Source organism: Mycobacterium sp. (assembly GCF_035506235.1).
Lineage (GTDB): Bacteria > Actinomycetota > Actinomycetes > Mycobacteriales > Mycobacteriaceae > Mycobacterium.
On the sequence record NZ_DATJPU010000263.1, the window covers coordinates 1 to 13,734 of the forward strand.

General features: G+C 68.0%; 9 protein-coding genes and 6 pseudogenes. 8 read left to right on the forward strand and 7 right to left on the reverse strand.

Features of this window, described 5'->3' with window-relative positions:
• Positions 1 to 1,202: 1,202 nt before the first annotated feature.
• Positions 1,203 to 2,582, forward strand: coding sequence for an ApeA N-terminal domain 1-containing protein (locus tag VMD50_RS24515; protein ID WP_325431631.1), 1,380 nt, complete (start codon positions 1,203 to 1,205; stop codon positions 2,580 to 2,582).
• Positions 2,583 to 2,674: 92 nt separating this feature from the next.
• A pseudogene (locus VMD50_RS24520) lies at positions 2,675 to 2,941 on the forward strand (cyclodehydratase); the annotation flags it as partial.
• On the opposite strand, the pseudogene VMD50_RS24525 reads toward VMD50_RS24520, so the two are convergent.
• Positions 2,918 to 3,022: pseudogene (locus VMD50_RS24525) on the reverse strand (cyclodehydratase); the annotation flags it as partial. The pseudogenes VMD50_RS24520 and VMD50_RS24525 sit on opposite strands and share 24 nt — an antisense overlap.
• Positions 3,023 to 3,182: 160 nt before the next feature.
• Here VMD50_RS24525 and VMD50_RS24530 point away from each other — a divergent pair.
• The 4 genes and pseudogenes from VMD50_RS24530 to VMD50_RS24545 form a co-directional block, all read left to right on the forward strand.
• A pseudogene (locus tag VMD50_RS24530) lies at positions 3,183 to 3,347 on the forward strand (zinc-dependent metalloprotease); the annotation flags it as partial.
• 38 nt (positions 3,348 to 3,385) lie between these two features.
• Positions 3,386 to 3,493, forward strand: a pseudogene (locus tag VMD50_RS24535) (cyclodehydratase); the annotation flags it as partial.
• A 233-nt stretch (positions 3,494 to 3,726) separates the two neighbouring features.
• Positions 3,727 to 4,581, forward strand: a pseudogene (locus VMD50_RS24540) (PGRS repeat-containing protein); the annotation flags it as partial.
• A 180-nt stretch (positions 4,582 to 4,761) separates the two neighbouring features.
• Positions 4,762 to 6,303 carry an adenylate/guanylate cyclase domain-containing protein gene (locus VMD50_RS24545; RefSeq protein WP_325431633.1) on the forward strand — a complete coding sequence of 514 codons (1,542 nt, stop codon included), beginning with the start codon at positions 4,762 to 4,764 and terminating at the stop codon, positions 6,301 to 6,303.
• A 389-nt stretch (positions 6,304 to 6,692) separates the two neighbouring features.
• Here the strand turns inward: VMD50_RS24545 and VMD50_RS24550 are convergent, their stop codons facing one another.
• The 4 genes and pseudogenes from VMD50_RS24550 to VMD50_RS24565 form a co-directional block, all read right to left on the reverse strand.
• Positions 6,693 to 8,465, reverse strand: a complete 1,773-nt coding sequence (locus VMD50_RS24550; RefSeq protein ID WP_325431635.1) for a PE family protein — start codon at positions 8,463 to 8,465, stop codon at positions 6,693 to 6,695.
• Positions 8,466 to 8,649: 184 nt separating this feature from the next.
• Positions 8,650 to 9,816, reverse strand: a pseudogene (locus VMD50_RS24555) (PE family protein); the annotation flags it as partial.
• 226 nt (positions 9,817 to 10,042) lie between these two features.
• Positions 10,043 to 10,276: a hypothetical protein gene (locus VMD50_RS24560; RefSeq protein WP_325431637.1), complete on the reverse strand. Its 234-nt coding sequence runs from the start codon at positions 10,274 to 10,276 to the stop codon at positions 10,043 to 10,045.
• Positions 10,277 to 10,349: 73 nt separating this feature from the next.
• Positions 10,350 to 10,583 carry a cation efflux transmembrane domain-containing protein gene (locus VMD50_RS24565; RefSeq protein ID WP_325431639.1) on the reverse strand — a complete coding sequence of 78 codons (234 nt, stop codon included), beginning with the start codon at positions 10,581 to 10,583 and terminating at the stop codon, positions 10,350 to 10,352.
• Between the two features lie 238 nt (positions 10,584 to 10,821).
• Here VMD50_RS24565 and VMD50_RS24570 point away from each other — a divergent pair, with 238 nt between their 5' ends.
• Entirely contained in the window at positions 10,822 to 11,691 is an 870-nt protein-coding gene (locus tag VMD50_RS24570) for a cyclodehydratase (protein ID WP_325431640.1), read from the forward strand.
• A 17-nt stretch (positions 11,692 to 11,708) separates the two neighbouring features.
• On the opposite strand, the gene VMD50_RS24575 is transcribed toward VMD50_RS24570, so the two are convergent.
• Positions 11,709 to 11,882 (reverse strand): hypothetical protein, encoded by a 174-nt coding sequence (locus VMD50_RS24575; RefSeq protein WP_325431642.1) that lies wholly within the window; start codon positions 11,880 to 11,882, stop codon positions 11,709 to 11,711.
• A gap of 83 nt (positions 11,883 to 11,965) precedes the next feature.
• Here VMD50_RS24575 and VMD50_RS24580 point away from each other — a divergent pair, with 83 nt between their 5' ends.
• Positions 11,966 to 13,309, forward strand: a complete 1,344-nt coding sequence (locus VMD50_RS24580) for a macrolide-binding ATPase MABP-1 (RefSeq protein ID WP_325431644.1) — start codon at positions 11,966 to 11,968, stop codon at positions 13,307 to 13,309.
• Positions 13,310 to 13,389: 80 nt separating this feature from the next.
• On the opposite strand, the gene VMD50_RS24585 is transcribed toward VMD50_RS24580, so the two are convergent.
• A complete protein-coding gene (locus VMD50_RS24585; protein WP_325431646.1) occupies positions 13,390 to 13,671 on the reverse strand; it encodes a WhiB family transcriptional regulator in 282 nt (93 codons plus the stop codon).
• Positions 13,672 to 13,734: the final 63 nt, after the last annotated feature.

The following is a 13,734-nucleotide window of genomic DNA, read 5'->3' on the forward strand; positions in this document are numbered from 1 at the left end:
CTGTGGTCACGCCAGCCCCTGTGGTCACGCCGGCCCCTGTGGCGACGCCGGCCCCTGTGGTCACGCCAGCCCCTGTGGTCACGCCAGCCCCTGTGGTCACGCCAGACCTCGCAGTGCCGGCCGCGCCTGACCCGGCCGTGCCTGGCATCCTGGGCGTGCCTGCCCCGCTACCGCCTGCGGTCCCGGCTGCCCCAGCCCCGCTCGCCCCAGTCCCGGCCGCCCCGGCCCCGGCCCCGGCCGAACCTGCCCCGGTTGCCCCTGCCCCGGCCCCGGCCGCCCCGGCCGCCCCTGACGTCCCCGCCGCGCCTGCCCCAGCCCCGGCTGCCCCAGCCCCGGCTGCCCCAGCCCCGGCCGCCCCGGCCCCGGCCGCCCCTGGCCAGGCTGCCCCGGGCCCGGCCGCGCCTGACGACCCACAACACAAGCGCTAGGAGCGGATTTACTGCGGTCGCACATGCTGACCTCCTGGGTTTCACAACGTGGAGGTTCCGGACCATGCTGCCCCAGCCAGATAGCGGGTCCGTCGCCCTTCAGCCGCGGTTGTCGCCGTGCTCGCGATCGTTCTGGCCCGGTCCGCACTACAGGGCAATGTGGCTTCCCGATTCCGACGGCGGACTTGTCCGCTGTAGCCCGTACGAGGGTGTTTCGCCGGAACGAGACTTCCCCAATGCCAGCTTTTATCCACGTGACGGAGCACCTGACCACCCAGTCGGGAAGCCAGGCGGAGAAACGCCGCGCAGAGCAGCTGAACGCCGTGACCCGCAGCGACTACACATCTTCGACCCGGCCGCGGTGAGTCAACCACGCCCGACGGCACGAGGGTCTCCGGCCGCTACGACAACCAGGAGTACTTCGACGTTGTATGACGGGTACGCCTCCGACGAGGGCCACCTCAATGCGGCCAGTTCCAAGGCCGCGGCGCCAGCCTTCTCGAGGCCATCGCCCAGGCGTCCCGGGCGAAATAAGCGGCGTGTGCGGTCGAGCGGGCATCGACATCGCCTCGGCCGTCCGCATTTGGTGCACCGTGTCCGGCAAAGGCGCAGGCTTGAGCACCGGCCCATGAACGGGTTCGTCGCCCGGCCGCGGGTTGGCCCTGCGGCCGGTTCGCCTCCGTTCGACCCTGAGGACAAACGGTCACCCGATTAAATACAGTGAGGGAGACGCTTTGGTGCTTAGGAAGCTGCGGAGGGATCGCGGGACTTGAGGTGAGCGGCTACTTCTGGGTGCCTGAAAAGCCGGATGTCAGGGTGTGGGGTGCGTTTGCGGCCGACGGCGGACATAAGCCCGAGGCCATCCTTGCCGGCGGCTTGGTCAATGATCCACGGGTGGTGACCAACAGCGCCGGCGGTCGCGCCTTCTTGTCGTCGGCCGCGGCGACTATCAAGGCGTTTCAGCCCATTACGCTGCGGGGCCAACTCGACACGGGCCCCGCCGTCACGCTCGTCGACGCGCGCAACCACGGCCGAGATGGCTTCTACTTCGGATCTCCACACTACAAAGCGGACTACGCCGTGATCGGCGACCGCCACGTGAGCGGTGTCGATCAGCTATTCGGCGCCGTGCGATTCCGCTTCGGGGATCCCTATTGGCTAGGCCACCTTCGGGAAGGCAGGGCCAGCGCCGTCGGCGGCGACGGTTCGGCGCTGACCGTCGAAACGTCCGACGACGGCAACTGGCTGGTGTATACGGCCGCGGCCCCAGCGACCCTGCGGGAACTTAAAACAACGGTGGTGTCGGGTTGCCTGGCGCTGGCCGAATTGGCGGTGGACCAGGATTTTGTCGCCCGGGATACGCACGTGCGGATCAATGAGGGCGATCCTTGGCTCAGCGTCCACGGGCCCGACTCTGACAAGCCCCCGAACGAGTTCGATGCCCGCACACTGTTGCCCCGGGAGGAACTCACGGTCGAGCGGTTCGCGAGGTGGATCCCGTTCAACGAGGCATTGGACGGACTTGCCTGCGTGGTGGCGCGGCCGATTCAGGCGCCGCTGCAGACCCAGATTCTCGTGGTGACGCACCTCGTCGAGGGGTTGCACCGCCGGATGCCCGAGACTTTTGAACAGTCAAGGTTCGCGGGCGCGTCGCCCAGCGCGCTGAAGCGGATCAAAGAAGCCGCCCTGCGCGCCGCGCGGGGCATGGCCATGAATCGACGAGCATTGGACGCTCGGCAGGTTGACGTCGCGATGATGAGCGCGGTCTCCCACTTCGAAGATGTCGACTACCTGCAGCGCGCCACCGATGTGGTGACGAAAGTCTGCGCTGTCCTGCCGGAGATCGCGGAGTCGGTGGCTGATCTGCCGATATGCCTGACGGACGCTCGTAACGACATGGCTCACCAATTTCCGCTCGACCACGAGAATGAGCCACTCGGGGTTCGGCACCTCCGTTGGTCGGTCGTCGCGAGCGTGATGCCGTGGCTGTTACGGGGCCTACTCCTGCTGGAGGCCGGGATTGATCCGAGCGTCCTGCACGATCGGCACGTGGCGTATAGCCGCTTTCTCGACTTCCGGGCCACGGTCTCCCAGTTTGCCGGCGAACTCGGCTGTGAGCTGCCTTCATCCGGCCGGGCGCCGGTTGAAGGGTGAGGTGGGCCGCTCAGTGTCGTGGAGGACTCGGCCGGCGGCGCTGTGGATAACCGAGCGCGGCGTCCGCCGCCGGCCTGGCACAGTCTCAACCCATGACTCAGGCCACGTCTAAGGCCGCGCTTTCGCTGTACGCGCTCGACCCCGCGATGCCGGTGCTGCTGCGACCCGACGGCGCCGTGCAGGTCGGCTGGGATCCGCGCCGCGCCGTGCTGGTCCGTCCGCCGCGCGGCCTGGCCGCGGCCGAGCTGGCCACGCCGCTGCGCTCCCCGACACCCATCTCCGAGTTGCGGCGACACGGCGTCGACCGCGGGTTGCAGGACACCGACGGCCTGGCCGGCCTCGTCGTGTCTGCTGTGCGCGATGCGGGCCCCCGAGCAGCGCAGCGCCTCCACCAGCAGCTCGGACAGCCGCCCGCGGCCGTGGATCCGGATCGACGCCGCCGCAGCACGCTTCTACCGCATCCGGCGGAACCAGGCCAACTGGCCCTGCGGCGTGACGGTCGGACCGGCAACCACGACGACGGGAACGATCATTGGAATATGCGGCGGCAAGCCGTGCCCACCGCCGCCCGCACCGGCTGACCAACAGTAACGGTTACGGCAGCACCCCGGTCTGCTGCCCGACACGGAGGACCTCGACGATCCGGCCGCATTCATCGACCGGGTCATTGGCGGCGATACCAGCGGAATCGATGAGGCGATCCCGAGTTCGAGCGAGACACCGATGCCGGCCCCTGGGTCCGACGGCGGTTCGGTGGATAACTAACCGGGTCCCTCGCCTCCGGCGTGGCACAGTCAGCATTCATGCCGCACACGGCCTCTGCTCTCTACGCGCTGGACCCGGCGATGCCGGTGCTGCTGCGGCCCGAGGGCGCCGTGCAGGTCGGCAGGGATCCCCGCCGGGCCGTGCTAGCGCCTAGTCAATCACTAAGGGGAATACGGCTTTCGAGTAGCCGACTACGCTAGGCTGCCCCGTGAACATTGCCATGGCATTTCGAAACATCGGTCCCGCTCTATCGAAGGAGCGATGCTGTGCGAGAGAACAAAATTGCCGCCGCCATGTACCAAAAAGCAGGCAACGGCCCAACAGGCCGAGGCGGTGGTCGACGCGCTGATGAAGGTCGGCGTGCTCCGCGTGTGGATGCCGTGACGTGCTAGGTGTGATCAATGCGCTCTTCGTGGCGCTGACGGGGCGCCCGCTGATTGGCAACGGCGCCAATGGGGCTCCGGGAACCGGGCAAAACGGCGCACCCGGCGGGTGGCTGCTCGGCAACGGCGGCGCCGGCGGCTCCGGCGCGGCGGGCGAAAACGGGGGTAGTGGCGGTGCTGCTGGGCTGTTCGGCGCCGGCGGGGCCGGCGGGGCCGGCGGAAGCTTAGCGACCGGCAACGGCAGCGCCGGCGGGGCCGGCGGGACTGGCGGGCTGCTGTTCGGTCCCAGCGGCACCGGGGGGGCCGGCGGGTTCGGCGACGCCGGCGGGGACGGCGGGAACGGCGGCACCGGCGGCCTGTTCGGCGCCGCCGGCAGCGGCGGCACCGGCGGCGCCGGCGGGTTCGGCGACGGGGACTACGGGGTCGGCGGGAACGGCGGATTCGGCGGCACCGGCGGGCTGTTCGGCACCGGCGGCACCGGCGGCACCGGCGGCGCAGGCAACGTTATCCGCGGGACCAGCGGGACCGGCGGGATCGGCGGCACCGGCGGGGCCGGCGGCCTATTCGGCGCCGGCGGCGCAGGCGGGACCGGCGGCACAGGCTTCGACTCCGGCGGGTTGGGCGGGACCGGCGGCAAAGGGGGGGTGATCGGCAACGGCGGCAACGGCGGTGACGGCGGCGCGGGGGGGACCGGAGGGGCTTCAACCGGCGGTAACGGTGGGGCGGGCGGCAACGCGGTGCTGATCGGCGACGGCGGTAACGGCGGCAACGCCGGGATCGGCCAAGCCGGCCCAGCCACCGCCGGTACCGGCGGCACCAGCGGGCTGCTATTGGGCCTAAACGGGATGAACGGGATGACATAGCCCGCGGCGAGGAGGAGCAGGCCGCCGGGCCGCCCCTGCTCTCCACGCGGGCGGCCCGATCTTTTTCCAAGACATACGAGCTACCTGAGCAATCACTAAGTCGAACTACCGAGGGCGACTATCAGTGGTGCCCCGCCGAGCGGTGGGATCAGCAGTACGCTCAATGCCGTGCCGGACACCTCGTACGCATCGTGCGGCGATCTGAGCCTGGCGTATCAGGTGTTCGGCGATGGGCCGGTCGAACTCGTCATCGTCGGGCCGTTCGTCAGCCACGTCGAGCTGGCCTGGACCATCCCCCAATTCAAAGCGTTCGTTGAGCAGCTCGCCACGTTCTGTCGCGTTGCCCTGTTCGACAAGGCCGGGGTCGGGCTGTCGGACCCGGTGCCAAAAGTTCGCACACTGGAGGATCGAGCGGCCGAGATCGAGGCTGTCATGGACGCAGCCGGCTTCGGACAGGCCGTCGTCTCCGGTCTGAGTGATGGTGGACCGGAGTCCATGATGTTCGCGGCATCACGGCCGGAACGAGTGCGGGCGCTGATCCTCTGCGGCACATACTCGTTTCACCCAGGCGAGTGGGACGACATGGATCGTGACCCGGCCGAGCTGCGCGCGCGCTTCCTTTCTGAGCTGGGTGAAGACTACACGCCTTCGATTGAACAGCTCGCCCGCTGGCTGGAAGCCGCGCGCGCCGTGCGCTCCGGGTGGGGCAGCGGTGCGGCAGCCAGCATCAGCGCGCCGTCGGTCCGGTCGATACGCCAGCTCGGAATGTTTGAGCGCATGAGCGCGAGCCCGGGAATGGCGCGGGCGTCATTCGAAGCGGCGTTTCGGACCGACGTGCGACCGATCCTGCCGACGATCACCGCGCCAACCCTGGTCATCCATGCCCGCGACGACTCAGCGGTTCCGGTGCAGAGCGGCCGGTATCTCGCCGACCACATCCCCGGCGCGCGGTACCTGGAGGTCGAGGGTGTGGACCACGCACCCTTCTTAACCGAGCCCGACAAGATCCTGACCGGGATCGAGGAGTTCCTCACCGGAAGCCATGCCGCACCGGCGCCGTCACGCCGCGCTCTGCGCAGCGTGCTGTTCACCGATATCGTCGCGTCGACGCAACACGCCGCGACCACGGGCGATGAGCGGTGGCGTGCGGTGCTGCAACGCTTTGGTGAGATCACCGCCGACCTCGCAGAACGATTCGGCGGCACGGTCGTCAAGAGCACCGGCGACGGCCATCTCGCCACGTTCGACGGCCCGACGCAGGCCATCCGCTGCGCGGAGACCCTACGCGCCGACGCCGAAACACTGGGCATCCAGATCCGCGCCGGCATCCACACCGGCGAGTGCGAACTGCTCGATACCGACATCGGCGGGATCGCCGTACACATCGCGGCGCGTATCCTCGGCCAGGCCGGCGCCGGCGAAATCCTAGTCTCGCGCACCGTGCGTGATCTGGTCGTCGGCTCGGGCACGGGCTTCGAGGACCGCGGCAGCGTCGAGTTGCGTGGCGTGCCCGGCAGCTGGCAACTGCTGGCGGTGGATCGCCATGGCCCGCGGGCAGGATCGCCTGAGGCGGAACTGGCGTCAATGCCGACTCCGGGCCGTCGGACCGCGATGCGCCGCTCCGATCGCGCCGTCGAGGTGATCGCCAGGCGAACACCATGGATCGTGCGCGGGATGGCCCGCCTCGCCCCGGCCACCGGTCACAGATGAACAGCCGGAGTCAGCGCGCCGTGGAGATGTTCGAGTTCTCGACATCGTTGCCAGGTGAGTCGCATTCAGATGCCACCGACGCCGATGGATCGGTGCTAGCGAATTACCCACATTCACGAGATGCCTGGGCAATCCCTAACTGGAAACACCCTCCCGGGCACCATTGGCAATCGGAAATGACGGCACAGCGACGACGAGCGCATGCGCAACTAGCAGTCTGCCACTGTTCGACCCCAGTATCGCGCACCAGCATCACCGCAGGCCAGATGCTATTTTTTGGAATCTGATCCGGCTCCGTGCCCAATACTTGCCCAATCGGAACAAGGTTCACGCTGCACCGACGCGGCGGGCCACGCATCGAAGGCTGTAAGCGCGAAGCCTGCCATTAGTTAGAGTGGCGACAACACGACTAGAAGCTCAAAACCACCTGCCATTGTGAGCAATCCCGCGTCGGCGGCAAGCGGAGCGATGAGTGCATATTGCAACCCACCGAGGACGTTCCCGTTGATCGCTTGTTGGATCCCGCTCAGGAACAGGTTGACGTCATACGCCGGGAGCACGGTAACCAGGAAATTCGCGATGTCTGCCGTCGGAAGCGCAGCTGCGTAAAGATTCGCGGCAGTACCCGAGATCCCATTGGCGATATTGGTGGTCGCCGCCTGGATCGTCTCGATAATGCTGTCGGGCGAGGAGGCCGCCGTCGACAGCGCGGACAGGTCCGCCGCGCCCGTTCCCGCCATCGACGTCAGCGAGTGCGAGACGCTGGACAGCGACACGCCCGCGGCTTCGGCGTGGATGTCGCTCGTGAAGGCGACGGCTCCCTGATGTGCTCCGGTGATTAGATCCTGAGCGATGAGGGCTTGGCTGACGTGTGGGAACAGCCCGAAATATGTCTGAACGTCCGCCGGCCCTGTGCTATAGCCATAGTTGGGGTTCCCGTAGCCCAGGTTGACGATCGTCGTCAGATCCGGTTGCAGCAGGTCGGCGATCGGGTTGCCGATGACCGGTATCGCCCGCAGCGGCTCCAACAGCGGCAGGCCGTTCGGCGTGGTGATCATGCTGTAGGTGGTAACGCCGGTGTAGCCCGGAGACGTCGGCAATTGCTGAATGGCGTAGCCAGGGGGAAGCAACGACGGATTGCCCGGATAGGTGTTGTGCACATAGTAGATACCGGCAAAGGCATTCAGGTCAGCCAGGAAATTAATCGGGTACTGCGGGAAGTCGGCGAATCCGTCGTATTCCAGCGTGTAAATGTGGGTGGGATAAATGGTGTTTGAGGGCGTCGCGCCGTAGAACGTAATCCCCATACTCGGGATCTGTAGTGGCTGACCCGCCGGGAAGCCGGGGAAGCGCGCGAGGATGCCGCCGTTGGGATTCATTTGATCACCCACCAGCGTGAAGCCGAGTTGATTCGCGCTCGGCGGGGTCGGGTTGAGCATTGGGTTCGCCAGGTTGTCCATTTCGAGCGAGGCGACTACGGCGCTCTGCGAGGCGCCAAAGACAGCAACGCTGCCCGAGGGGTTTGCGGCGAGTTGCTGCTTGATCGCACTATCGAGAATCTGGACGCCCTGGCTCACCGACACGTCGAGGGGCAAGCTCTTGACACCGGTGAACGGATACAAGCCTTCGGGAGTGAACAGGGCTAGTGCATTAGGGGGAAGCACATTGAAGTGCTGGTTGAGGTAGTTGAGAGCGACAGTGACGTCAGACGGTGCGGGGATGGGCACGCCGCTGCCACCCATGATCAAACCAATGGTCGTTCCCTGCAATGTCGGCTGCACCACCATGGGCGTGAGTGCCGTGGGGGTGGCAGGGGCTCCACCCAACAACGACTGGATGGGTGAGGTCAGCTGTCCCAACGCGCCAGAGATCGCGCTGGCACTGGCGGCCTCGGCCACCGCATAGGCGTTCCCGGCGGAGGCCAACGCCGCAACGAACTCCTCACGAAACGCGGCTGCCTGAGCGAGGACCGCCTGATACTTCTGGGCGTAGCCGCCGAATAACTTTGCGGTGGCCGTTGACACCTCATCGGGGGCCGCGGGCAGCACGGCGACGGTTGGGACCGCCGCCGCCATGTGTGCCACGTCGACGTTCGAACCGATGGTCGCCAAATCCGTTGCCGCCGAAGCCATTATCTCCGGGGCCGCGATCACATACGACATGTCGGTCCACCTCCTAGCAAGCCCCTGGTTGTCACTAGGCCGGCGGTCCTCCACCCGTCAGACAGGTGCAGTGTAAGCAGGAGGTTGCTCGCGTCCGCCCTGCTCTCCCTCGGGCGCACTGCCCCGGTCATCATCACACATCGGTGATCGGCGCGACCTCCGCCGACGCCGCGGCCTACGTCATCCCGTTATTCCCGGGTGCGCCGAGGAGAAGCAGCGAGCCGGTGCCGCCGGTGCCGGGTTGGCCCGTCGGAAAGCCAATCCCGGCGGTGCCGCCGTTGCCGCCGTTACCGCCGTTGCCGATCAGAACAGCGTTGCCGCCGTTGCCGCCGTTACCGCCGTTTCCTCCTGGGGCGTTTCCGCCGGCACCGCCGGCCCCGCCGTTGCCCATGATCAGGCCACTGTTGCCGCCTTGACCGCCAGCCCCGCCGGTGGTGCTAAGGGTGGTTCCGCCGGCACCGCCGGCCCCGCCGTCGCCGGACAGAAGGCCAGCATTGCCGCCGGCCCCGCCTGCCCCACCGCTGCCAGCGTCGCCGACGCCGCCGGTGCCGCCGACCCCGCCGGCCCCGAACAGCAGGCCGCCCTTGCCGCCGGCCCCTCCGGCACCGCCGGCCCCGCCGCCGCCAGTGCCGCCGGCGCCGCCGACCCCGCCGGCACCCAATAACCCGGCGGCATTGCCGCCGGCCCCGCCGGCCCCGCCGACGCCAGTGAAGCTGAGCCCGCCGGAGCCGCCGACGCCGCCAGCGCCGAACAGTAGCCCGCCGGCCCCACCCTGCCCGCCGTTGCCACCGTGGGGGTCCCCGTTCCCGCCAGCCCCGCCGGCGCCGCCGACACCGAACAGCCCGGCGGCCCCGCCGGCACCGCCGCTTTGACCCGGCGCACCCGAGCCGCCGGATCCGCCGTTGCCGATCAAGATCCCGCCGGCCCCGCCGGCTTGCCCGGTCCCCGGGGCTCCGTTGGTGCCGTTGCCGATCAGCGGCCGTCCCAGCAACGCCTCGGTGGGCGCATTGACCAGGCTTAGCAGATCCTGCTGGATCGCCTGCGCCGGATTGGCCGTAAACGCCGCAACACTGGCGGCCTCCGCGCTGACGTAGGATCCCGCACCCGCGGTCAACGCCTGCACAAACTGCTCATGAAACGCCGCCGCCTGCGCACCGAGCGTCTGATATGCCTGGGCGTGGCCGGAAAACAGCGACGCGATGGCAGCCGATACCTGATCCTCAGCCGCGGCCAGCACCCCCGTCGTCGGGGCCGCCGCGGCAGCGTTGGCCTCGCCCAGCGACGAGCCGAGACTGGCCAAATCCTTCGCCGCTGCTGTCACTATCACAGGGGCCGCGATCACAAACGACATTTCCGGTCCTCCTACCGCGTCGTCGACCCCCGGGCTGGCAAAGAGTATCGCGTTACGACTTCTTCTAACACGAGTAACCCACTACCTGCCTGAACTATTACTAACGGAAGCCACTAAACGGCCCGCAGGCTCACGCTAGCGTCGACGAAGTAGCCCTACAGGGCGGTGCGGAGTCCTGAGCGCAACCAGAACGCGCGCTAGATCAGCATGAGGGCGTGATAGCCGATCACCACGGCGATGACCAACGCCACCGCGGGGTCCAGCCAATAGCAACCGCGGGTGGCAAAGATGTCTCCCCGCTGATCGCAACGCCACCGGCGGCGGCAGCATCGGCGGCGGTATCGAGGATTGCAGCTTCGACGTTCAAGTCCTCTCCGGTGTTGTCGTCATCGAGATCGCCCCCGAGGATGACCACTCCGACCAACATGAACACGGCGGCGGCCGCGCTGACGATTAGCACCGGCAGACCACTTCGGTAGTTCCCGAAACAAGGCGTCGGATCGCGGCAAACACGACCCCATGTTGAGCGCCAGTTAGCCATCCGGCGTTGACCAGCGCAGGGACACGGGTTGGATCAACCCGGCGTCGGCGCCCGGTTGTTGGGCCAGCCGGATCGCCATCAGCGAGACGCCAATGGCGGCAGCGTCGGCAAGGTAGTCAACCTCGGCGGCCAACACTCCCAGCGAGTGTGCGACCACCCCGACAATTACCAGCACCGCCACCAGCAGCAGGTTGAGCAGGAGGACCAGCCGTCGGGCCTTCGACATCCTGCCGATGATAGAAGAAGCAGCATGTGTAGGTTCACCGCCGTCCGGCAAGAGGCGTCCAGATCGGCTACTACCGTTTCACTTCCACCGACGATCCGCCGTTGTCGATCATGACGCTTCCGTGCTGGCAAACCTAACCCATATTTACAAGCTGGATCGAACTACCGGCTTTACCCAGCGGTAGTGCTGTGGATAGCTGAGCGCGGTGTCCGCCGTCGGCCTGGCACAGTCTCAACCCATGACTCAGGCCATGTCTAAGGCCGCGCTTTCGCTATACGCGCTCGACCCGGCGATGCCGGTGCTGCTGCGACCCGACGGCGCCGTGCAGGTCGGCTGGGATCCGCGCCGCGCCGTGCTGGTCCGTCCGCCGCGCGGGCTGGCCGCGGCCCAGTTGGCCACGCTGTTGCGCTCGATGCGGTCCCCGACGCCCATCTCCGAGTTGCGGCGGCACGCCGTCGACCGCGGGTTACAGGACACCGACGGCCTGGCCGGCCTCATCGCGCAGCTGGTGGGCGCGGGCGTCGCGACCGAATGCCGGCAGCCCCGCGGACGGGCGGCGTCGATCCGCATCCACGGCCGCGGGCCGCTGTCCGAGCTGCTGGTGGAGGCGCTGCGCTGCTCGGGGGCCCGCATCGCGCACAGCAGCCAGCCGCACGCCGCCGTGTCGCCCGCGGCCGTCGACCTCGTGGTGCTGGCGGACTACCTGGTCGCCGACCCGCGCATGGTGCGCGACCTGCACAGCCGGGGCGTCGCGCACCTTCCCGTTCGGGTGCGAGACGGCACCGGCCTGGTGGGCCCGCTGGTCATCCCCGGCGTCACCAGCTGTTTGGGCTGCGCCGACCTGCACCGCAGCGACCGCGACGCCTCGTGGCCGGCCATCGCCGCCCAGCTCCGCGACACCGTCGGGGTGGCCGACCGCGCCACCCTGCTGGCGACGGCGGCGCTGGCGCTCAGCCAGGTGAACCGGGTGATCGCGGCGGTGCGCGGGCAGCAGGCGGTGCCCGATCCCGCGCCGCCCCCGGCCTTGAACGCCACGTTGGAGTTCGACCTCAACGCCGGCTCGATCGTCGCGCGTCAATGGACCAGGCATCCGCTGTGCTCATGCTGAGCGCGGACGTTTTGCTGCTACCCCAGCCGTCCCGGTTCGGGAACGCTCGTCGCCACCGACGCATACGCCCTGGCGAGCTCCTCCAGGATCTCGGCGGTCAGGGTGCCCTCCCTCCGGTTCTTGTCAAGCGTTTCGATGATCGCACTGAACAGCGCATCGGCGGTTTCGTGCTGAGTTTGCTTTGCTGCCATGGCTTTCTCGTACCACCCGGGAGATGCACGCGACAACTCATGGCTGCTTGTGGCCGGATCGACAGCACGGCGCGCTGACCGTCATGGATGATGGACGTGTGTCAGACATCAAACGCGGTCGTGCTGCGCGCAACGCGAAGCTGGCCAGCATTCCAGTCGGCTTCGCCGGCCGGGCCGCGCTCGGCTTCGGCAAGCGGCTGACGGGCAAGTCGAAGGACGAAGTCCAGGCCGAGATGCTGGAGAAGGCCGCCAACCAGTTGTTCACCGTCCTGGGTGAGCTCAAGGGCGGGGCGATGAAGGTCGGCCAGGCTCTCTCGGTGCTGGAGGCCGCGATTCCCGAGCAGTTCGGCGAGCCCTACCGCGAGGCGCTGACCAAGCTGCAGAAGGATGCTCCGCCGCTGCCCGCGGCCAAGGTGCACCGGGTGCTCGACGCACAGCTGGGCACGAAGTGGCGGGACCGGTTCAGTTCGTTCGACGACACCCCAGTGGCGTCGGCCAGCATCGGCCAGGTGCACAAGGCGGTGTGGTCCGACGGCCGCGAGGTCGCGGTGAAGATCCAGTACCCGGGCGCCGACGAGGCGCTGCGCGCTGACCTGAAGACCATGCAGCGGATGGTCGGCGTGGTCAAGCAACTCGCGCCGGGCGCGGACGTCCAGGGCGTCGTGGACGAATTGGTCGAGCGCACCGAGATGGAACTCGACTACCGGCTGGAGGCCGACAACCAGCGCAAGTTCGCCAAGGCGTACCAGGACAGCCCGCACTTCCTGGTGCCGCACGTCGTGGCCAGCGCGCCCAGGGTGGTGGTCCAGGAGTGGATCGAAGGCGTTCCGATGGCCGAGATCATCCGCAACGGAACCAGAGAGCAGCGCGACCTGATCGGCACCCGCCTGCTCGAGCTCACCTTCGACGCGCCGCGCCGGCTGGAGATGCTGCACGGTGACGCCCACCCGGGGAACTTCATGCTGATGCCCGACGGCCGGATGGGCGTCATCGACTTCGGCGCCGTTGCGCCGCTGCCCGGTGGCTATCCCATCGAGCTGGGGATGACGATCCGATTGGCCCGCGACAAGAACTACGACCTGCTGTTGCCGACGATGGAGAAGGTCGGCTTCATCCAGAAGGGCCAGCAGGTCTCGGTGCGCGACATCGACGAAATGCTGCGCCAGTACGTCGAGCCCATCGAGGTCGACGTCTTCCACTACACCCGCAAGTGGCTGCAGCGAATGACCCTGGTGCAGATAGACCGCTCGGTGTCGCAGATCAAGACGGCCCGGCAGATGGATCTGCCACCCAAGCTGGCGATACCGATGCGGGTGATCGCCTCGGTGGCCGCGATCCTGTGCCAGCTGGATGCGCATGTGCCGATCAAGGCGCTGTCGGAGAAACTGATCCCCGGCTTCGCCGAGCCCGACACCGCGGTGGTCTAGGTCTTTAGACCGCGAGAGTGCAAATAGCAACGGCCCCTCTCGGGGAAACGCGTCGGCAGTTGGACTTTCGCGGCCTAGTCTCAGGCCGCGGCGACCTCTTTCTGGTCCTTCCGTGGACGTCCGCGCGGGCGCTTGCGACTCACGATCGAGCCGCGCTCGAGTATCTCGCCGCCCCACACACCCCACGGCTCGGCCCGTTCCAGCGCCGCGGCCAGGCACGGGCGGCGGACCGGGCACGTCGCGCACAGTGTCTTGGCGCGCTCGAGGTCGGCCGGGGCCTCGGCGAACCACAGGTCGGGATCGTCGACGTGACAAGGCAACTCCGGCAGCGTCGGTCTGGGGGGGACTGGCAGTGCCGACATGTCCTGCTCACCTGCTTCCTGGTCGGGTGGTTGTCCTTCGCGGTGATCCGGACCAGGGAGGCT